17 protein-coding genes and 1 tRNA gene are annotated in these 20,541 nt (G+C 64.2%); 5 read left to right on the top strand and 13 right to left on the bottom strand.

Going from position 1 to position 20,541, the window contains the following annotated elements:
• Positions 1 to 49: 49 nt before the first annotated feature.
• Together L1277_RS01815 and L1277_RS01810 are read left to right on the top strand one after the other, a co-directional pair.
• Positions 50 to 2,185 (top strand): hypothetical protein, encoded by a 2,136-nt coding sequence (locus L1277_RS01815; RefSeq protein WP_253374642.1) that lies wholly within the window; start codon positions 50 to 52, stop codon positions 2,183 to 2,185.
• Positions 2,186 to 2,226: 41 nt separating this feature from the next.
• A complete protein-coding gene (locus L1277_RS01810; protein ID WP_253375259.1) occupies positions 2,227 to 3,924 on the top strand; it encodes a bifunctional 3'-5' exonuclease/DNA polymerase in 1,698 nt (565 codons plus the stop codon).
• Between the two features lie 5 nt (positions 3,925 to 3,929).
• Here the strand turns inward: L1277_RS01810 and L1277_RS01805 are convergent, their stop codons facing one another.
• The 3 genes from L1277_RS01805 to L1277_RS01795 form a co-directional block, all read right to left on the bottom strand.
• Positions 3,930 to 4,769 carry a class I SAM-dependent methyltransferase gene (locus L1277_RS01805; protein WP_253374641.1) on the bottom strand — a complete coding sequence of 280 codons (840 nt, stop codon included), beginning with the start codon at positions 4,767 to 4,769 and terminating at the stop codon, positions 3,930 to 3,932.
• A 19-nt stretch (positions 4,770 to 4,788) separates the two neighbouring features.
• Entirely contained in the window at positions 4,789 to 6,666 is a 1,878-nt protein-coding gene (nhaA, locus tag L1277_RS01800; protein WP_253374640.1) for a Na+/H+ antiporter NhaA, read from the bottom strand.
• A gap of 91 nt (positions 6,667 to 6,757) precedes the next feature.
• The gene (locus tag L1277_RS01795) at positions 6,758 to 7,183 is read right to left on the bottom strand and encodes a VOC family protein (RefSeq protein WP_253374639.1); all 426 of its coding nucleotides are present in this window, start codon (positions 7,181 to 7,183) and stop codon (positions 6,758 to 6,760) included.
• A gap of 98 nt (positions 7,184 to 7,281) precedes the next feature.
• On the opposite strand from L1277_RS01795, the gene L1277_RS01790 reads away from it, so the two are divergent.
• Both L1277_RS01790 and L1277_RS01785 read left to right on the top strand, forming a co-directional pair.
• Positions 7,282 to 8,259, top strand: coding sequence for a YafY family protein (locus L1277_RS01790; protein ID WP_253374638.1), 978 nt, complete (start codon positions 7,282 to 7,284; stop codon positions 8,257 to 8,259).
• 171 nt (positions 8,260 to 8,430) lie between these two features.
• Complete coding sequence (locus L1277_RS01785; RefSeq protein ID WP_253374637.1) at positions 8,431 to 8,814, top strand: RidA family protein; 384 nt, start codon at positions 8,431 to 8,433, stop codon at positions 8,812 to 8,814.
• 254 nt (positions 8,815 to 9,068) lie between these two features.
• Here L1277_RS01785 and L1277_RS01780 read toward each other — a convergent pair whose 3' ends face one another.
• The 8 genes from L1277_RS01780 to eno all read right to left on the bottom strand — a co-directional run bounded on the left by L1277_RS01780 (position 9,069) and on the right by eno (position 15,930).
• Positions 9,069 to 9,350 (bottom strand): helix-turn-helix domain-containing protein, encoded by a 282-nt coding sequence (locus L1277_RS01780; protein WP_253374636.1) that lies wholly within the window; start codon positions 9,348 to 9,350, stop codon positions 9,069 to 9,071.
• Positions 9,347 to 9,751 carry a VOC family protein gene (locus tag L1277_RS01775; RefSeq protein ID WP_253374635.1) on the bottom strand — a complete coding sequence of 135 codons (405 nt, stop codon included), beginning with the start codon at positions 9,749 to 9,751 and terminating at the stop codon, positions 9,347 to 9,349. The genes L1277_RS01780 and L1277_RS01775 overlap by 4 nt, the downstream gene beginning before the upstream one ends.
• Positions 9,752 to 10,607: 856 nt before the next feature.
• Positions 10,608 to 10,680, bottom strand: a tRNA-Leu gene (locus tag L1277_RS01770).
• A gap of 94 nt (positions 10,681 to 10,774) precedes the next feature.
• The gene (locus L1277_RS01765; RefSeq protein WP_253374634.1) at positions 10,775 to 12,196 is read right to left on the bottom strand and encodes an FAD-dependent oxidoreductase; all 1,422 of its coding nucleotides are present in this window, start codon (positions 12,194 to 12,196) and stop codon (positions 10,775 to 10,777) included.
• Between the two features lie 45 nt (positions 12,197 to 12,241).
• Positions 12,242 to 13,504, bottom strand: a complete 1,263-nt coding sequence (locus tag L1277_RS01760; RefSeq protein ID WP_253374633.1) for a S8 family serine peptidase — start codon at positions 13,502 to 13,504, stop codon at positions 12,242 to 12,244.
• A gap of 4 nt (positions 13,505 to 13,508) precedes the next feature.
• Positions 13,509 to 14,039, bottom strand: coding sequence for a DUF501 domain-containing protein (locus tag L1277_RS01755; RefSeq protein ID WP_253374632.1), 531 nt, complete (start codon positions 14,037 to 14,039; stop codon positions 13,509 to 13,511).
• Between the two features lie 7 nt (positions 14,040 to 14,046).
• A complete protein-coding gene (locus L1277_RS01750; protein ID WP_253374631.1) occupies positions 14,047 to 14,427 on the bottom strand; it encodes a septum formation initiator family protein in 381 nt (126 codons plus the stop codon).
• A 222-nt stretch (positions 14,428 to 14,649) separates the two neighbouring features.
• Complete coding sequence (eno, locus tag L1277_RS01745; RefSeq protein WP_253374630.1) at positions 14,650 to 15,930, bottom strand: phosphopyruvate hydratase; 1,281 nt, start codon at positions 15,928 to 15,930, stop codon at positions 14,650 to 14,652.
• 459 nt (positions 15,931 to 16,389) lie between these two features.
• Between eno and L1277_RS15735 the strand changes: the two genes are divergently transcribed.
• The gene (locus L1277_RS15735) at positions 16,390 to 18,420 is read left to right on the top strand and encodes a hypothetical protein (protein WP_253374629.1); all 2,031 of its coding nucleotides are present in this window, start codon (positions 16,390 to 16,392) and stop codon (positions 18,418 to 18,420) included.
• A gap of 96 nt (positions 18,421 to 18,516) precedes the next feature.
• On the opposite strand, the gene hisS is transcribed toward L1277_RS15735, so the two are convergent.
• Both hisS and L1277_RS01730 read right to left on the bottom strand, forming a co-directional pair.
• A complete protein-coding gene (gene hisS / locus L1277_RS01735; RefSeq protein ID WP_253374628.1) occupies positions 18,517 to 19,833 on the bottom strand; it encodes a histidine--tRNA ligase in 1,317 nt (438 codons plus the stop codon).
• A gap of 46 nt (positions 19,834 to 19,879) precedes the next feature.
• A complete protein-coding gene (locus tag L1277_RS01730) occupies positions 19,880 to 20,488 on the bottom strand; it encodes a MazG family protein (RefSeq protein ID WP_308215067.1) in 609 nt (202 codons plus the stop codon).
• Positions 20,489 to 20,541 lie beyond the last annotated feature (53 nt).

Raw genomic sequence — 20,541 nt, 5'->3', positions numbered from 1 at the left:
GGGTGTAGTGGTTGACTTACGCGCTTTCGCCCCGTGGAATGGGAGGAAGGTGGGGATCTCGGCACAGCAATCGGGGGGCTCGTCGGCGTTGCCGACAGGTCTTCGTCCGCGCGCCGCCACGCGGATTCAGCGTCGACGCCGTCCTGCGCTTCTCTCGGCGATGCTGCTGGCGCTGCTGGTGATGGCCGCACCGACCGCGGCCTCCGCCGCGCCGACGCCCACTCCATCACCGCCTCCGGTGTCATTCACCCCTGAGCCCGTGACCATCACGTCGCCCGTCTCCGATGAGCTGGTCGATGCCGTTCCGCTGACCGTCCGCGGCACGAAGGCAACGGGCGCCTCGGTGCAACTCCATGTTGGCGATAGCGGCAACCCGGTCTGCCTGGTCCCGGCGAGCGACAAGACTTCCTTCAGTTGCACAGTCACGTCTCTCCTCCAGGGATCGTCGGTTCCGCTCACCGCCGTCCAACTGCTCGACGGTGCCGAAACCTCGACGGCGACATCGCCGATCCGTGTTCTCCTTCCGCCAACCATCGCCCTCTCCGCAGCGGGGGCATCAAACGGTTTTCTGCAGGGCACCGGGTACCCGGGGGCAACACTGACTCTCCGCAGTTCGGCGGGGGCGACATGGACGGTGACTGTCTCCGGGACGGGCAGTTGGGTGTACGTTCTGCCGCAGGGCGTTCCCAGTGGTTCTCTCCGACTGACCGCGACGCAGAGCACTGCGTTCAGCGGGTCAGCGCAATCACGGGCGAGCGCTCCCGTGCAGATTTCGCTGGACCGTGACGCACCGGGTGCACCATCGATCACCACGCCGGTGCCCGACGGAGCAATTCCTGCCGGGAGCACCACCTACGCTGGGATCGGAGAGACCGGCGCAACGGTTACCGTCTTCGCGGTCACAGCGTCAGGAATCGACATTCAGCTCTGTGCGGACGTACCGGTCACCAACGGGCGCTGGAGTTGCACGGGAGCCGCCGTCCCCGCCGGGGGCGCCACCATCACGGCGTATCAGCGTGACGCGGCGGGAAACACCGGCGCAGGCAGCCCACCGTTCAACGTCCTGTTCACGGGACCGACGGCGTCACCCTCCCCCAGCCAGAGATCAACTCCCCCTGACGAGCAGCCCGCCACACCGGCTGCCCCTCCGGCCGCGCCGCCGCCATCCAGTGCAGCACCGGCGCCAGGCGCCGCTGTACCACCCGGCGGGAATTGGGCCGAACGCACCCCGTTCACAACGGCGGTGCAGGCCGCGGTCGGACCCGGCGCTGACTTCACCTGGCTCCGGGCGGTTCTCTTAGCCGTCGCCGTTGTGGTGCTCCTGTTGGTTCCCGCCCGGATGGTTGCCACCACCGTGGCGCGGCGGCGACACTCCCCCGAAACTTTGCGCGCAGCACTGACCGGGCGTAATCGAACGCCCACTCACGACGATCCGGCTCCTCTCCTCGCTGCACCGGGAAACGTCGCCCGATCGATCATCGCTCTGAGTATTGCGGGAGCTCTCGAGCTTTTCGCACGCCCCGTTGACGGACAGCCGGTGTATCTCCGTCTCTTCGTGGCGTCTGTTCTCGCCCTCGTCCTTGTGAATGCTGCCGCAACTTGGGCTCCCGCCAAGTTCGCCGCGTGGCGAGGCTTCGACCAGCCACAGCAGCGACTGTCGATGGTCGCGTTCCCGGTCATTGTCGCTGTGGCGCTCGTCTCCCGCCTCCTCGACCTGCAGCCGGCCTTCCTCTTCGGGCTGCTGTTTGTCGTCGCCCTGCCGAACAGTAGTCGGGCGGATCGAGGCCAGTTGGGCCTGTCCCGCATCGTCGCGGTTTTCACGCTCGGTTTGGTCGGGTGGCTCATCACGTCGCTCATCGGAACGCCGGTTGGCTTCGTTGATTCGTTCGCCGCGGAGCTCATCAACATCGTCGCCATGACGGCCCTCGGTTCGGCAGCGATGATGATGGTTCCTTTGGGGAAGCTCAGCGGCCGAGCCGTGCTCAACTGGTCACGCCCCGCCTGGTTCGCCACCGCCCTCGTCATCTTCACCGTGTTGTTCGCTTTCCTCAGTCCTACCGTCGATGCGTGGCAGGGCCAGGTCGCGACGCTCGTCATCCTCATCGCCGTCGTTGGATTTGCCGCTGTGGGAATGTCGCTCTGGGTATGGCGGCGAATGGTGTCGCCGAATTTGACGGTCAGCTGACCTCGCCCGCCGGTGTCACCGGTCGACGGCAGAATGGATACATGTTCATCGTGCTCGGCGGGTCGCCCAGCGGTCGAACGACCCTCACCGAGCTGAACGCGGCCGGAGCCACCGTCGCAACCGAGTCGTTGTCACGGCCCGAACTCCTCCGCGAAGTAGCCCGACGCGAACCAGAACACCCGCGATGGGTTTGGGATGACACCTCACAGTGGTATCCCGTTCTATTGGCAGCAGGACTCGCCGTCGAACGCTGCCATGACCTGCGACTCTGTCATCGCATTCTGCGATTGGCGGAGGCGGCGCGAGACACCGAGCTTGCCCGGGCTCAACCGAATGCATGGGATGACGCGCCTCTCGAGCAAACCGCGTCCGGAACCGCTCTCTTCGACGACGTCGCCGACCTGGCCGAAGCGTCCGATGCTGGTTCTGACCCCGGAGCTCGTGATCCGATCGCCGAATTCACCCTGCAACGAGCAGCCCTCGACGCCGTGGCGGCAGGTTCCCCGACAGCTGCTTCCCGGCTGCAGCTGCTCCTCGCCGCCGAATCCAGCGGCGCCCTCATCGCCGAGGAGATGCGCGCTCGGGGTTTGCCGTGGAGCACTGCCGTGCACGACGCCGCCCTTACCGAACTGCTCGGCCCACGACCGCAATTCGGCGGTCGCCCGCGCAAGCTGCAGGCTTTCGCTGACTCTATTGGTGAGCTGCTGCAGGCACCCGGGCTCAACCCTGACTCACAACACGACCTCCTTCGTGCCCTGAAGCGCGCCGGTCTTTCCGTAACGAGCACGAGTAAATGGGAACTCCGGTCGCAGAAGCACCCCGTGGTTGAGCCGCTTCTCGAGTACAAGAAATTGTCTCGGCTGCATTCAGCCAATGGCTGGGCCTGGATGGATGCCTGGATTCGCGACGAGCGATTCCGCCCCGAGTACGTGGTCGGTGGCGTCGTCACCGGGCGCTGGGCCACCCGCGGCGGCGGGGCCCTGCAACTTCCGGCACAGGTGCGCGGGGCCGTGCGTGCCGGTGACGGCTGGACGCTGGTGGTCGCCGACGCCGCCCAACTTGAGCCGAGGATCATCGCGGCCATGTCCCGGGACGAAAAGATGGCAGCCGCGGGACGCGAGGGCGACCTGTACCAGGGCCTCGTGAATGCCGGCGTGGTCGACACCCGGCCACACGCCAAGCTCGCGATGCTCGGTGCGCTTTACGGCGCGACCACCGGCGAGAGCGCACGGCTCATGCCCAAGCTCGCCCGTGCATACCCGCGAGCCATCGGGCTCGTCGAGCATGCGGCTCGCACCGGCGAGCGTGGCGACCAGGTCAGCACCTGGCTGGGGCGGAGCTCACCGACGCCCGGCCCCACCTGGCACGCCGCCCAGCGTGCGGCCGCGGAAGCTGAGGCCACCGCCGTCGACGAACGTCGCGCCCGCCAGCTCGCCCGCGATTGGGGCCGCTTCACCCGCAACTTTGTTGCCCAGGGCACCGCCGCCGAATGGGCACTGTGCTGGATGGCCGGCCTTCGCATCCGGCTCCGCGCCCTCGCCGACGAACGCGGCGAACCGCACTTGGCCTATTTCCTTCATGACGAAGTCATCGTTCACAGTCCTGAGGACCTCACAGACGCAGTAACGGATGCCATTTCCGCGGCCGCTGCAGACGCCGGACGATTGCTCTTTGGCAGCTTCCCGGTGAATTTCGCCCTCACCATCGTCGCTGTGTCGAGCTACGACCAGGCCAAATAACTCACTCAGGGCTTCCGGAACAGGATTTCCACCGGTGACAGCACGCCCGCTTGCACTGCGGCGAGAAGGTTGCCCACCCTCATGCCGCTGTCTGGACCGAGCACGAGCGGAAGCCCGAGACGAGGCCGCCCGGGAGCGTCGGTACCCTGGGCCGCCGCCCGCTGCATCTTCGTGAGGAATTCGATCCCGAGTTCGCGCCGGTCCCGGGTACCGTCGACCACGAATCCGGCCGCGCGACCTAGATCTTCGTAGTCGCCGGGCGTCGCCAAGAACGAGATATCGGCGGTTGAAGCCCACGGCATCGGGTAGGTGAGGTCGCCGTCCGCTGTGCGCATAATGTCGAATACGGCGAAGACGCCGCCGTCGGTAAGCACTCGGAACGCCTCGGTGAACAGCGACGACTTGTCCTCAATATTCATCCCGACATGAAGGAGCGTCGCCCGATCAAAGCTGCCCGCGTCAAACGGAAGATCGAGAGCACTCGCGACCGCGAACGTCGCCAGCTCCCCCAGACCGCTGCGTGCAGTGAGGGATGTGGCCGTGTGAACGAATTCCTCCGTCACATCCACCCCGACGACATGAGCACCAAATTGCGATGCAAAGAGTCGCGCGGGCCCACCGATGCCGCAGCCCAGGTCGAGCACCCGAGTGCTTCGGCTGATACCGGCAGCCTCGGCAAGCTCGTGGGCAGCCACAGCGCCGCCCACGTGCAACTCGTCTGCGGGAAACAGGTCGACCGGATCGAACTGCTCGGGGTCCACGCCGGCATCGCGAAGTGCACCGAGAAGCACTTCCTCGAGCCGACCCGAACTGTAGTGTCCCGACACCGCTGCTTCAAGATCCATTGTGTTCTCCCTGACGTGATCAGTTCCGGGCGGCCTGCGGCTGCGCGGATTCTTCCAATGCTCGGATGAGCGATTGGGCGTCGTACGGCCCTATGTGCCGTTTGCCGTTCACGAAGAACGTCGGAACCGCTGTGATGTCCATCGCTTCGGCGTCGAGCATGTCGTCTCGAACCCGAGCGGCGACAGCTGCCGACTTGAGATCGGCCTCAAACCGTTCCACGTCAAGGCCAAGGTCCTGGGCTCGACGAATGATGTGAGACGGCAGCTGGTTCTCCTGGTCGGCGAACAAACTGCGCTCGAACTCGAAGAACATACCCTGCAGAGCCGCGGCTTCTGACGCTTCGGCTGCGGCCAGGGCGTTGGGGTGGTAACGGGTCAGCGGGGCGTGCCGCCACACGTAACGCAACCGGTCCCCCAGTTCCCGATGGACCTCTTCGACGGACCCGGTCGCTTTCAAGCAGAATCCGCACTGGAAGTCGCCGTACTCAACAAGGGTCAGTGGCGCATCAAGCGCGCCATAGATGTGGTCGCGAGTGGCGTCGACCGGGCGCTCAAGCGTTCGGCCGAGTTCCTGCGCCGGTTTTACAGCATCGGAAATCCGGAAGATCAGCGCCGCCAGAAGGAACGCGACGATCGACGCGGTCAGCACGCCGACGCGAGCTTCGTTCTGTACCGCCTCATCCTCAATCGCGAGATCGACAATGAAAAGGGAAATCGTGAAGCCAATTCCACACAAAGCACCGCCGCCGGCGATGCGTTCCGTCGTGAGGCCAGGGCCGAACTCGCCAAGTCGGAAGAGCCGAACAAGGGCGGTCGAGCCGAAGACACCGAGGAACTTCCCCACAACGAGTCCGACGATGATCCCCCATGTGACGGATGACGTTGCCGCCGCAGCAAGAATGTCACCGTTCAATCGCACCCCGGCATTCGCCAGCGCGAAGAGCGGCAACACGACATAGGCAACGTAGGGCGCGTACGCAGACTGGAGTCGCTCATTGATCGAGATCGACTCACGCAGGCTGTTCGCGGCCGCTCGGGCGTACTCCGTATTCGGCGACTGGCGAAAGGTCCGTGCAAGATCGAGGGCATGCTCGACCTCCCGGCGGTCGGGCCGGTAGACCGGCACCAGTAAGGCGATGGCCACGCCGGCCAGGGTCGGGTGCACACCGGATCCCAGGAAAGAGAGCCAGACGACGATCGACAGTGTCCCGTAGATGAGGCCGCGACCGCTGCGGAGGTAGCGGGTGAGGAAGATTCCGGCGAGGCCCACTGCCGCGACAATGAGCGGAACCGGATTGAAGTTTTCTGTGTAGACGAGCGCGATGATGCTGAGCGCTCCAATGTCGTCGACGACCGCGAGCGCAAGAAGAAAGACCCGAAGGCGGCCGGGCGCTTTGGGTCCGATGAGGGCGAGAGCGCCGACCAGGAAAGCCGTATCCGTGGAGATCACAATTCCCCACGCGTTCTCGTACCCCGACCCCGAGCTCACGAGAACGTAGAGCAGGGCGGGCAACGCAAGACCAGCGACCGCAGCAAGCACGGGAACCACGGCGCGGGACCACGTGGTGAGTTCTCCGATTGCGAACTCTCGCCGAACTTCGAGTCCGACTGTAAAGAAGAAGACGGCCATGAGCGCATCGTTGACGAGCGCGTGAAGGGTGAAATCCAACCGGAGGTCAGCGACGCCGAGCGTCACGTGGGTATCCCAAAAGCCGTGGTACGAGCCGGACGACAGGTTCGCCCACGCAATCGCCAGCACCGTCGCTGCGAGGAGCAGGAGCGCGCCAACGCGCACCTGCCCCATCGCACGAATGTACTCAGCAACCGAGCTCCGCTTCGCACCGGTGTCGACCTCTTCGGGGTCTGGTGACCGTTCGATGATCGTGAGGTTCGGCATGCGCCCGTCCTTTCCGACAGTGTCGTGGTCGTCGCCCCGTTGCGTCGCGGATGTGCTCAGTTATAGACCCGCGACAGGTCGAGCGCAATGATCACGCTGCGCTGTAGGCAACTGCAACGTCCAGCACCCAGACCACGCCGAATTGGTCTTTCAACATCCCGTAGGCGGGCGAGAAGAACGATGGAGACAAGTCGTCGATGATCGTCGACCCGGTAGTCAGCTTGTTCCAGAGCTCGGCGATTTCCTCCGCTGAGCCTCCCCGAACCGAGACGAACATCGATTTGTCGCCCTGGTCATAGGAGACGCTTGCCGGGACGTCGTAGGCCATGATCTGGAATCCGTTCTCGCCAATCACCTGACCGAATTTCACCTGCTGGGCCTCATCAGGCGTCTCAACGCTGTGGGCGTCCTCATTGGTCACGATTACGCTGTGCCCGCCGAAAACGGACTGATAGAACTCCAGGGCGGCTCGCGCATCGCCGCGGAAGTTGAGATGGGGAGTGGTGGTGACAGGCATGTTTTGCTCCTTGGTTGCGCCCGGGTCGATCCCGGTGTAGCCACCCTCCCAGCAGTACAGGACAGTTTCGGTCCGCTTTTCTATTTAGACTCAAAGTCATGTCATCGACGTCCCGGCTCCTCCTCTTACTGTCGTTGCTGCAGACGCGACGGGACTGGCCGGGCGCCGTCCTGGCAGATCGGCTTCACGTCACCGACCGCACGGTTCGCCGAGACGTCGATCGACTCCGCGAGATGGGATACCGCATCCACGCTTCGAAAGGGCCGGACGGCGGCTATCGCCTGGAAGCGGGCAGCGCGCTTCCGCCCCTGCTTTTCGACGACGAACAGGCCATCGCCTTGGCCGTGGTACTCCAATCAGCCGTAGGGTCCGGGGCGGACATCGAGGAAGCAGCCGTCCGGGCTTTAACGACGGTAAGACAGGTGATGCCGTCACGATTGAGACACCGACTTGATGCGCTCCGCTTCACGACGCTCGCCGCCCAGCCCGATAGTTCGACGCGCGCTGACCCGCATGTCTTGCTGTCACTCAGCACTGCCATCAGAGACCACGCCATCCTCCGGTTCGACTACGCCCGCAGTGGCAGCAGTTCACCGCGGCGAACCGAGCCTCATCACGTCGTCATGGCGAACGGGCTGTGGTATCTGGTCGCGTGGGACCTTGATCACGACGATTGGCGGCTGTTCCGCGTCGACCGTATTTCGCCCAAAGTTCCCGCCGGACCCCGGTACTCCCCTCGCGTCGTGCCCGGGGGAAACGTCAGTAACTACGTCTCGGCGAAATTCAAGGGGGCCGCGAACACGAACGCCTGGCCATGCATCGGCACTGTGATCCTCGACCTCCCCGCAGGCAGCGTCATACCGTTCGCCGGAGACGGCACAGTCGAGGTCATGGGCCCCGAGCGCTGCCGTCTCCGAGCCGGTTCCTGGTCATGGACGGCGCTGGCAGCATCGATGGGACGCTTTGATGCACCAATGGAGGTCGAGGATCCACCCCAACTTGCCGACGCCTTTCGCCTTCTCGCCGACCGCTTCGCGCACGCGAGCGCCCCCTCAACGCACCTCTCGAAGCACTGACCGGACGGACGTCAACAGGACGCGGTACGCAAACGTTCTTAGCGCCAGTCTCAGCGGATCTTCGTCCCCTTGAACGCCTCTAGGCGGCAACATGAAAGCAACCGAGTCCTCTCCATATTGGGAGGCGCACGGCCCTTCGGTCATGCCTGCTCCAGGCATATGCTCCGGTGCATGAACAAACAAATCATCAGCACTGAGAATGCACCGCGCTCTCCGCTTTACAGCCAGGGCGTGAGAGCAGGTTCGGCAATCTACCTCTCGGGAATGGTTGGGATCGATCCGGCAACCGGGGTGCCCGCCGGGCCATCGATCCAGGATCAAACCCAGCAGGCGCTGCGTGCCTGCGAGGCCATCCTTCACGCGGCCGGAAGCACTCTTGCTGACGTCACGCTGGTCACGGTGTTGCTCGCTCAACCAGAGGACTTCATCGGGATGAACGAGGCATACGCAGCCTTCTTCCCAGACGCTCCTCCGGCCCGTGCCGTCGCTCGCCTCGGACCGAACTTGCCAGGCATCCTCGTGTCGATTGTGATGACAGCGCATACAGACAGTTGACTGCAACACAGGACAGGTAGGCCAGGTCGTTCTGCGATCTCCAGCAGTGCGGAATCCATTGAAGTTCGCACACCGTCCCTCAAACGACGTTCCGGTCCGGGGACGTCCGGCATGGGAACGAGGCGACGACATTCCGGCGTCAGCGGATCCAACGCTTCCGTGTCCCGTAGAGCGTTCCTGCAACTGCTGACGTGCCGCTCAGGGACGCGGGGAATGCACCGGAGCACGACGGCCACGCGACACCCATACGCGGCCTACATCTCCCCGGTACCCCAGCGCGCGAGCGCCATAATCGCCTCGCGCAGCGCGAGGCCGCGATCGGTCAGCGCGTAGGCTCGGGTGTTGTGTCGGAGGGGCAGCCGGTACAGTACGCCAGCCGCTTCGAGTTCGCGCAGGCGGGTCGCGAGGATGTTTGTCGGCACTCCGAGGTCGCGCTGCATGTCGCCGTAGCGCTGCGGCCCTTCGAGCAGCCGCTCCACGATGAGCAGGGCCCACCGGGCTCCGATGATGTCGAGGGCTTTTGCGAGGTCGCTCACTCGGTCGGGTCGGTGGCCGGCTTCATCCAGAACGGTGAGTAGTGGTAGCCATCGGGGTCGTCGAACTGGCGTTGGTACATGAAGGGGTAGTCGTCGGTGTCGCCGATCCGGCCCCCGGCAGCGCCGGCACGCTCGACCATCTCGTCGACCGCCTCGCGGGTGGCGAGGTTGAACGACACCGTGACCTTTGAGGGGGTGTTGGGTCCGCCGATAAGTTCCTCGACGCCGCCGACGCTTGCATACATCTCACGGCTCCCAAGCATGACGAACTGCTCGGGCGCGATCGCGAAGCACGAAACGTTATGATCGGACATTTCGGTGTTGAGGGTCCACCCGAGGGCGGTGTAGAAGGCGGTCGCACGGTCGACGCTTTCGACCGGGCAGGTGATGAAAAGGCTCATGTGGACACACTTGCAAAATACAAGTGCGGCGTCAAGCCCCGGCGTGCACTTTGTTGGTCAAGAACTGTCGACCGCCTGCCGGGGAGCGCTCAAGCTCCACGAGCGCTCGGCGTGAGTCGGTCGCGCAGCGGCTCCAGAGGAGCGCCCGAGCGTGGACACTAGTGCGCGCAGGGGCGCGCGCCCCTATGGTGAGGCAAGAGTGTTCGCCTCGAGAAATGGAGGTCCGATGACTGTGGAGAATGCACGCATGCCACGTGCTGAACTCGTGTACTCGCGCAATGAGCGGTGGCTAGTATCGCGGGTGTGTAACTGGTCAAGGGCAACGTCTTTCGCCGAGATTTTCCAGCATCCCGACGGAGGCGATTGGGTTCGGGTCGGCGGTTACGCCGCCGGAGACAGTGCAGCGGCGCACGAGTGGGCGGCCCGGTTCGCAGACCTCGATCATGAGAACATCGATACGCCTGCGCTGCCGGAGCCTGTGGAACCGCCCGACCTGGACAACTACCGCGGACGGATAACCGTCGCATCAGCGTCGCGACAGGGGGCTATGCGCCTCGTGCCCGGATGGCTGGGCATCAGGATAATCCAGCAAATGAAACGACGAGAACACGCTCGGGCGGTCGCCGCCATGTATGGGCGCCCTGCTCGATAGCTTTCCCGTGTGGCGCTGAGAGTGTCCCTCAGACGCTCCGATCAAACGCACCAATAACTGAGCGGTTTATCGGACCCCAAGAAACGTTCCTTCCATGAGGCCCGCCAGCGTCGCCCATCACTGCGGCGCCGCCAGATACTGCGCCTTGCCGGATCACCGCCAACGACGGCCGCGATCGGACGGATGTGCTTGTCAATGAATGAGTACCCCCGGTGGGACTCGAACCCACACTGGAGCGATTTTAAGTCGCCTGTCTCTGCCATTGGACTACGGGGGCGTGCCTCTCCAGCTTATGGGGATGAACCCGCTGGGATGAACACGGCTGATATCAGAAGAGCCCGGCCCAATGGGCCGGGCTCTTCATCACGAACCTACTTCGAGGCGGCGACAGCCTCGGACTCGGCAGCAGGAGCTACCTTCTTGGTCGCGCGAGGCTTCTTCACCACCGGCGCTTCTTCAGCCGGCTTTGCGGCGGGCTTCGGACGAGACGCGAATTCCTCGAAAGCGGAACGCGGGGTCTGAACAGCAGTGATGCCGACGATGTCGCGACCGAGGAAGAAGTTAGCTACCCAGCCACCAACAACCCGAAGCTTGCGCTCCCAGCTTGGCATGGCCAGCCCGTGGTATCCACGGTGGGCGAGCCATGCAAGGGATCCCTTGATGGCAATTTTTCCGGACTGGAAGACACCGACGCCGATACCGAGGCCGGCAACAGCACCCATGTTCTTGTGCAGGTATTCCTTCGGCTCTTCCCCGCGGAGGACGGCGACGATGTTCTTCGCCATGAGCTTGCCCTGACGGACAGCGTGCTGCGCGTTGGGAACACAGAAACCACCGACACCGCCGCCGGACAGGTCCGGAACGGCGCTGATGTCTCCAGCGCCCCATGCGTCGGCGATGATTTCGTCCGCGGTACCGATACGGAGGTCGGGGCGCACGACGAGGCGACCGCGCTCTTCGACCGGGAGGTCGGTGTTGCGAACGATCTGGGGGTTCGCCATGACGCCGGCGGTCCAGACGATGAGATCGGATTCGAACTTCTCGCCAGTGGAGAGCTCGATCTTTCCGTCAACGGCCGACTGCAGCTGGGTGTCGAGGTGAACGAGAGCGCCGCGCTCGGCCAGGTTCTTCAGAACCCAGTGGCTCGTCTTGAGGCTGACCTCAGGCATGATGCGTCCCATGGCCTCGATGAGGTGGAACTCGACGTCGTCGAAGGACAGCTGCGGGTAAAACTTCAACAGCGAACTGGCGAAGGAGCGAAGTTCAGCGAAAACCTCGATACCAGCGAAACCGCCACCGACGACAACGAAGTTGAGCAGACGCGCGCGCTCGGGGCCGGCGGGGAGACTGGCTGCCTTGTCGAAGTTCGCGAGCACACGGTCGCGGATAGCGACTGCTTCCTCGATCGTCTTGAGGCCGATGGCCTGATCTGCCACACCGGGGATGGGGAAGGTGCGCGAGACAGCGCCGCCGGTAACGACGACGATGTCATAGTCAAACTCCCACGACTCGCCGACGGCCGGAGTGATGGTCGCCTTCTTCTCGGCGTGGTTGATGTTGGTCACCTTCGCGGTGATAACCGTGGTCTTTTTGAGGTGGCGACGCTGCGCAACAACGGCGTGGCGGGCCTCGATCGAACCTGCCGCGACCTCGGGGAGGAACGGCTGGTACGTCATGTAGGGCAGCGGGTCAACAACAGTGACTTCTGCCTCGCCACGACGAAGCCACTTTTCGAGCTTCCATGCTGTGTAGAAACCGGCATAGCCGCCGCCGACGATAAGGATTTTTGGCACGGTGAGAATTCTCCTACTGAGGGTCGCAAGGACTCAAACAGGCTACTACTTCTGAGCCACCCGCTTGATCTGCCGGGTGGCGCCTATGGCACCGAGCACTACTAGGGTAGCAGTTCCGAGAAAGACGGCGAGCGGAATGCTCACATAGAGCAGTGACTCGGTAGTCGGCAGGAACGGATTGTGCGCATCGGCCGAGGTCTCGAGCGGCGGCAGAGTGGGCACGCTCCCTTCATCTGTGGGGATTTCGGGTGGTGCAGCTTCCGCCTTGCGGTGCTGGGTGATCCACGCTGCGAGGTCCCCCATCGGATTTGCGTCGACCGTGGGAACATCAGCGGTAACGGCCCGGCTGGCGTTGACGTAACCGTACCCGTAGATCGGGCTTGGTACCGCTGTCTGGTCCGCCGCCGGCGTCGCGGTTGCGATGATGCGGTTGATCACGTTTGCGGCATCCATGTCGGGGTATTTCGCTCGAACCAGCGCCGCGATACCGGCGACGATGGGCGAAGCGCCACTTGTTCCAGCCCACGAGACGTAGGTGCCGTCGGGCGAAACACCGACAAGCTCTTCGCTGGGCGCGGCGACCGCAAGAGTGATTCCCTGGCTCGACGCGTTCCAGCTTGCCGCTCCGGCCGGGTCAACACCCGCGACAACAAGGACACCTGGGATGGTCGCCGGCGCACCGATTTGCTCGGTTCCACTCCCCCGGTTTCCGGCGGCTGCCACGACAATCACGTCGTTTTCGTTGGCATACGAGAACGCTTCGTCCCAGCTCTCTGGCCAGTCGAGCGTATTTGTCGTCAGAGACATGTTGATCACGTCGGCACCGTTATCAACTGCGAAGTGAATGGCATCCGCAATTTGATCGGCAAAGGGAAGGGTGGAGCCGCTCGACTGGAACCCGACCGAGATGGAGATGAGGTTCGCTTCGGGAGCAGTGCCCAGCACTCCGTTGCCGTCGCCGTTCCCACGACCGGCAGCAAGGGACGCCACCCAGCTTCCATGGGGGTTCTCATCGGCGCCTCCGATGGGAGTGCGCCCGTCAGCGCTTCCGACACCCGACGCGTCGTGCCCGGCGACAACGGCACCGTTGAATTCGGCGGGTCCGTTGGCGATGCCTGTGTCGATGATCGCAATGGTCGCGCCGGCGCCACGCGTCGTGTTCCACGCCTCGGAGACGCCATAGTTCGCGAGCCAATACTGAGCGTCCCGAACCGGGTCGGCGTGCGCTGCGGTTGATCCGGCCGACACCGTGCCGAAAACGAAGAGTGTGGCAAGGGCTGCTGGCAGGATGCGGCGTCTCGAATGCACGGAGTTACCTTCCGGTTGCGGCCTCGGCCGAGTAGTCGGCGCATTCGCAGATGTCGGGGCTCCACAGTGCGCGCTCAAGCGCCAGGTCGCCGATGGGGTTCACACCGGGGCCCGCAGCGAGCGCATGACCGACCAGCGCGTGGAGGCACTTCACCCGAACGGGCATGCCGCCCGCCGAGATCCCGGCGATTTCCGGAACGACTCCGACACTCTCCCGATCCGCGATGTACGCCTCGTGAGCGGCCGCGTAGCGGTCCCGCAGCTCAGCGTCAGCCTGAAGGAGATCGTTGTACTCGCCCATAACGAGTGTTGCCTCAAGGGTAGATACGGCAGCAGTCGCCGCGGGGTGGCTGAGGTAGTAGAACGTGGGAAACGGCGTACCGTCTGTCAGGCGCGGGGCCGTGGAGACCACGGTCGGCGCACCACATACGCACCGGGCGGCAATGCCGACGACGTCTCGCGCGGGTCGGCCCAGCTGGGCGGAGACGATGCGAATGTCTTCGTCGGACACGGGCCCAAACGGCGGAGTAGTCATTGACCTATTATCCCTGACCGTCGCCGGAGACCACGTCTGCGTAGCCGGCGTTGACCAGCGACCCCAGCATCGACTCGGCCCAGTTGATCTGCGTTTCCTTGAGGCTGTCGCTGACCGGCGCCTCGTCTTCACCAACGACCCCAGCGTCGACATCGTCGATCACGATGAAGCTGATCTCACCCGGGTTGACGTAGTAGAGGCGGTCGCGGGCCTGTGTCATCACGAACGTGCTGTCGTTCCAGCGCTCGCGCTCATCCCGGATGTCGGCGATATCGGCCGAGCTCTGATCCACCGACTCCTGCAGAGCCGCGATCTGCTGCCGCTGGTCGATGTACGCCTTGAGGTTCGGGCCGACCACGATAACCCCAAGAACGACGACCCCCATCATAAGGAGCGAAAATCCTGAGAAACGGATGCCGCGAAGCCAGTTTCCAGCCTCGCTTTCCGCTACGGGGACACCCGGTTGTGCTGCGCCACGCTGAGCGCCCCTGCGTGTGGGGTGTGGTCGCTTAGCCACGTAACCGGCCCCTCTCAATTGCAATGTTGTACGGCGTAAACCCAAAAAAGAACACTCCCGGCAGCGCAACGCGCCACCGGGAGTGTCCGGAAACTACGCCGTGAAACGCGGGAAAGCGCTGCGGCCTGCGTATACGGCAGACTCACCCAGCTCTTCTTCGATCCTCAGCAACTGATTGTACTTAGCGACACGCTCGGACCGGGCAGGCGCACCGGTCTTGATCTGGCCGGCGTTGGTGGCAACGGCCAGGTCGGCGATGGTGGTGTCTTCGGTTTCACCCGAGCGGTGCGACAGGATCGCCGTGTAGCTCGAGCGCTGCGCGAGCGAAACCGCGTCGAGCGTCTCGGTCAGGGTACCGATCTGGTTGACCTTCACGAGGATAGAGTTACCGGCCTTAAGCTCGATTCCCTTTCCGAGGCGGCTCGGGTTGGTAACAAACAGGTCATCTCCAACGATCTGCACCTTGTTGCCGAGTTCGGCGGTGAGGTGCTGGTAGCCCTCCCAGTCCTCTTCCTCCAGCGGGTCTTCAATCGAGACGAGCGGGTATGCCTCGACGAGTTCCGCGTAGTAGGCGCTGAGCTCCTGAGCCGAGAGCTGCTTGCCCTCAAAGTGGTACGAGCCGTCCTTGAAGAATTCGGTGGCTGCGACGTCAAGCGCAAGCGCGATGTCCTTGCCCGGCGTGAATCCTGCGTTTGTGATTGCTTCGACGATGAGGTCGAGTGCTGCACGGTTGCTCGGCAGGTTCGGCGCGAATCCGCCCTCATCACCCAGTCCGGTGGCGAGTCCCTTGGACTTCAGCAGCGCCTTCAGCGCGTGGTAGGTCTCGACGCCCCAGCGAAGGCCCTCAGAGAAGCTCTCTGCACCCAGCGGAACGATCATGAATTCCTGGATGTCAACGTCGTTGTCGGCGTGCGATCCACCGTTGATGATGTTGAGCAGCGGTACGGGAAGAACGTGTGCGTTGGGTCCACCGAGGTAGCGGTACAGCGGCAGGTCGGCTGCGTCGGCCGCGGCCTTGGCAACGGCGAGGCTCACACCGAGAATGGCGTTTGCGCCGATGCGCTCCTTGTTGTCCGTACCATCGAGTTCGATGAGGACCTTGTCGAGCAGGCGCTGGTCGTCGGCTTCGAGGCCTTCGACGGCCGGGCTGATCTCATCGAGAACCGCATCCACAGCCTTGAGGACACCCTTGCCCTGGTAACGGTCGCTGTCACCATCGCGCAGTTCGTAAGCCTCGAATGCGCCCGTCGAGGCGCCCGACGGTACAGCCGCTCGCTGGACGGTTCCGTCGTCGAGCAGAACCTCGACCTCTACCGTCGGGTTTCCCCGGGAGTCCAATATTTCGCGAGCGCCTACAGCCTCAATGAGTGCCACAGTATTTCTCCTGTTCAAGGTGTTGCCAGTGGATTGTGTGGAGCGACGTTGACCCGGAGCCAGTCTAGCCATGAGCGTTCCTCGCGGGAGGGGCCGTTACGACCGGATACTCCCCTGTATGGGCGGCATAGTTGCAGTCGGTGCACAACGCAGGGGTTCGCGACGAAGGGCTCGTTGTAGAGATCCTCAACAATTCGAAGCAGTCGTGTACCACGCTCGCCAACACTGTTACGTTCGGCCTGCTGCCAGGCAACCTTCAATTCGCATCACCGTAGACGTGAATTGACCGAGGTGAGGTCACAAACCACGGCTTGGGAGCACGAACAGCCTTGCCCATCCCGGCCGGTCAATCCGGCACCCGAACTAACGGTACGTCAACGAAGACAGATCGAGTTCCGCCCCGCCCTCGGGAACACCGTCTGCTGCCTTTGTGGCGCGCCCGAAGACAGGAGTTTCCTCGTGAGTAGAACGTCCCCTTCAGACCAAGCACCGGTGCTTGCCTGGAAAATCTCGACCGCAGTGCTTGCCGTCCTCATGGTGGCCGGCCTCGCCTTCTTCTTCTATTTCACTCAGAAGATCACTGATGGAGCGGCGAGGCTGACGGCCGGTGCCTCCGAGGCATCAGAGGGAGCGACGCTCGTCTCCGACGGCGCGGGTGACCTCGACGACGGCGCTGGGAAGCTTGCAACAGGTGCGCAGGCGGCAGCCGATGGCGCAGTGTCGCTCGAGACGGGGGCTCAGACTGCAGCGGATGGGGCGGTCAAACTCGCCACGGGAGCACAGACGGCCGCCGACGGCGCGCTCACTCTGTCAACCGGAGCAACCAGCGCCGCCGAGGGCGCTGCGAAGGTTTCTGCCGGCGCGACAAAAGCCGCAGGCGGTGGAAAAGCACTCGCCGCCGGAACGGCGTCCGCGTCGGGCGGCGCTGGCCAGGTGGCTGATGGTGCTACCGAACTGAACGCGGGAGCACAGGCTCTCTATGCCGGTCTCTCCGGGAAGGTCGCTCCGGGTGCGAAGCAGGTCTCCGAGGGCGCGGCAAAGATTCAAGCCGCCATCGAAGGCAAACTGCTCCCCGGCGCTTCAGAGCTGGCGACCGGAGCGGGCAAGCTCCAATTTGCAGTTAAGACGTCCCTTCACCCGGGGGCCGCTGACGTGGCCGAAGGAGCCCTAAGGCTTAACGGTAAGGTCGCGGAATTGGGAACCAGTGCGCGCGAAGTTTCGACGGGGGCAGCGCAGATTGCTCCGTTCGTCAATGCGGTGCAGCAGGCTGTTCCTGCCGCCGAGACGACCAACACGGCTGCCGCTAGAGAGGCTGACTCGTTGACGACCACGCTGACTTCTCTCCTGACCACGCTTGAAAAAGATGCCGTCACGAACGTCGGCGCCATTACGGAAACTAAAGAGGCGATCGAACGAGCGAAAAAACTGACGGGCTCGGTCGCGGAGACGACCAAGCACCTGGCAGGGATGACTACTTCCACCGCTACGATGCCCACGGCCATGCAAGCCCTCGGTAAGTTCCCCACCGTCGTCGGGGGCACCTCAGCCATCGCCGCATATCTGAGCGACAGAGGACCTGACCTGGACGCGCAGGGCGTTCCGATCCCGAAAGGCTTCCCCGGCGGATTGCTCTACAAGGACAACATCCCGGCGCTCGTGGGTGGTACCGCATTGGTCCGTGATGGCCTCAGCACAAGGGGACCGGATCTTGACGAAAAGGGCGAGTTGGTTCCGGGTGGTTTCCCCGGAGGGCTGCAGTACAGCACCAACCTTCCGACTCTGGTAGGAGGCACAGAAGCGCTCCGTGACGGACTCAGCAACAGAGCGCCAGATCTCCTGCCCAGTGGCGCTGTCGATCCGGATGGTTTCCCCGGCGGACTTCTGTACAGAACCAACCTTCCTGCTCTGGTCGGGGGCGCAGCAGAGCTCAACGCCGGCGTCGCGACCCAGATCCTCCCGGGTATGGCGAAGCTCCAAGATGGCAGCACCACACTCTCCACCGGAGCCACAGCGCTCTCGACCGGAGTGAACACCCTGTTCGCCGGCGCGACAACCCTCAACGCCGGACTGATGGAGCTGCAGACCGGTGCGTCGTCTCTCTCCGCCGGAAACGACAAGCTGGCGACGGGCGCGGCAACCCTGTCAACGGGTAACGGCGCTCTCGCGACCGGATCGGCGACGCTCAACACCGGACTGGCTGCCCTCTACGCCGGATCGACAAGCCTGGCTGAGGGAACGGCGGAACTCGCAGACGGTGCTGGCACCCTCAACGACGGCACCACCACCCTCGCCGACGGCGCTGCGTCCCTCGCAGCGGGCAACACTCAAATCGACGACGGCAGCGCCGAGCTGCACAGCGGTGCTGCAGCGTTCAGCCTGTCCGAGCTGGCCGGCTCCCCGATGCTCTGGATCGTGCTGCTCGTCCTGGTCCTCGGTGCGGCCGCACTGATCATCCGGCGCATGATGTCAGCCACCGCACAGGAGGCATAACCCCCAGAAAGAAACGGCCGTCGGCCCGGGTGCATACACCCGGGCCGGCGCTTTGTGGTCTTTGCCAGCAGGCACCGTGTCGGTACCACCCGCACGTCAGCCCAGCGGCTTGATCTCCAGGTCCGCAGCGGATGCCGTTTCATCGGCCACAAAGGCGAACGCACCAAATCCCGCCGCCTGCACACGCGCGAGCAAGGCCTTGAGGTTTTTCGCGCGCGGTTCCAGCCGAACGCGACGCCCGGTGCTCACGAGTTCCGCCTTAAGCGACACGAGAGCTGCCGGCGGCACGGTCTTGTCGTAGATCAGGACGATCGCTTCTGAAACGGATGCTTCGGGCAACGAAACGAGGTCGACGATCCGTTCGAAACCGATCGAGAAGCCGGTCGCAGGCACATCGGAGCCGAGGAACCGGCCGATCATGCCGTCGTAGCGGCCGCCGCCGCCGAGCGAGTAGCCGAGTTCGGGATGCTCAATCTCGAAGATCGGCCCGGTGTAGTAGCCCATGCCGCGAACGAGGAACGGGTCGAAGACCACGAAGGGGGTGTCGTTCACGTCACGACCGGTCGCCGCAGCGTCGGCCTGCTCCGCGGCGGTGCCGATGGAGGCAAGTTCGGCGATAACGGTGTCGTCGATGCCGTCGGGCAGCTGCGCGCGAATCGCCGCTTCGCCGAACTGACCAGGGTTCTCCGGGGCGACCCGGGTGAGGAACAGCTCGAGCGCGTCGACGGCACCGGCGGTGGCACCGCGCGACCGGAGTTCCTCAAGCACTCCCCCGACCCCGACCTTGTCGAGCTTGTCGATGGTGATGAGAACCTGCGAGCGCTCGGCCGCATCGAAACCGAAGACGTCGAGCATTCCGGTGAGCAGACGGCGGTCGTTGATGCGGATGCGGCAGCCGGCGAGGCCGAGCTCACGGAGCGCTGCGGCTGTCGCGGTGATCAACTCGATCTCGGCGAGCGGACCGGATTCACCGATGATGTCGATGTCGCACTGGACGAACTGGCGGTAGCGCCCCTTCTGCGGGCGCTCGGCTCGCCAGACCGGTGCGATCTGGATGGACCGGAACACCGGCGGAAGGTCGGCGCGGTGGGTCGCGTAAAACCGGGCAAGGGGCACGGTGAGGTCGAAGCGGAGACCCAGGTCGGTGAGCGTCGAGAGGTCGCCGGTCTCGGCGGGCTGGGCGAGGTCGTCGCCGGTGAGTCCGCGCTTGAGCACGTTGAAGGCGAGCTTTTCGTTGTCTCCGCCGAGACCCGAGTGCAGGCGTGCGTAGTCTTCGACGACGGGGGTCTCGATCTCATCGAAACCGAAGCTTGAGTACACCCGGCGGATCACACCGAGCGCGTGCTCTCGTCGCGCCTTCTCTGCCGGGAGGAAATCTCGCATGCCACGGGGAGGAGTTACGCCAGGAGCCATACTCCAATTCTGGCACGCAGGATCAGTCGCCTCGATCCAGAGGGACTCAGGGTGCGGATGGTCCCTGGTCGGACGGCGGCACGCGAGCCGCGTCCTCGGCGTTGCGAAGCTCATCCTGGACCCCACGCAGGGCAGCTCGCAGTGCCCGCTCGGCGTCGAGCCCGCGACTGTTCGCGCTCGCCGAAATGGCGAGCAGCAGGGCACCGAGCTCAGCCTCATCGTCGAAAACCGGCGGCGGAACAGCATCCGTTCGAGAAATAGTGATTCCCGATTGCGCGACCCGGCCGAGCACCTTATCGGCGAGCGCCAGGGCGGGCATTGCTTGCGGGATGCCCTCGAGGACACTCGTGCGTGACGCCTTTTCGCGAGCCTTCGCTGCACGCCAGACCCGGTAGACGTCGTCTACGGTGAGGGCGACTTCGTCGCCGAAGACATGCGGATGCCGTCGAATCATCTTCTCGTTCGCGGCGCGTGCGACGTCGTCGAGACTGAATTCCTCACCCGGGGTGCGGCGGGCGATCTCCGCGTGGAAGACTACCTGCAGCAGGACGTCGCCAAGCTCTTCGAGCAGGGCGTCACGGTCGCCGGCCTCGACCGCATCGATGAGCTCGTAGCTCTCTTCAACGAGATAGGTCACAAGCGACTCGTGCGTCATGGTCTGACTCCAGACGCACCGGTCAAGGACGGCGCTCATCGACGCGGCGAGCG

Origin of the sequence: Okibacterium sp. HSC-33S16 (assembly GCF_024171565.1) — a bacterium.
Classification (GTDB): Bacteria; Actinomycetota; Actinomycetes; order Actinomycetales; family Microbacteriaceae; genus Mycetocola_A.
Note: the sequence above shows the minus strand (reverse complement) of the source record. Positions and strands in the feature narration are given on the sequence as shown.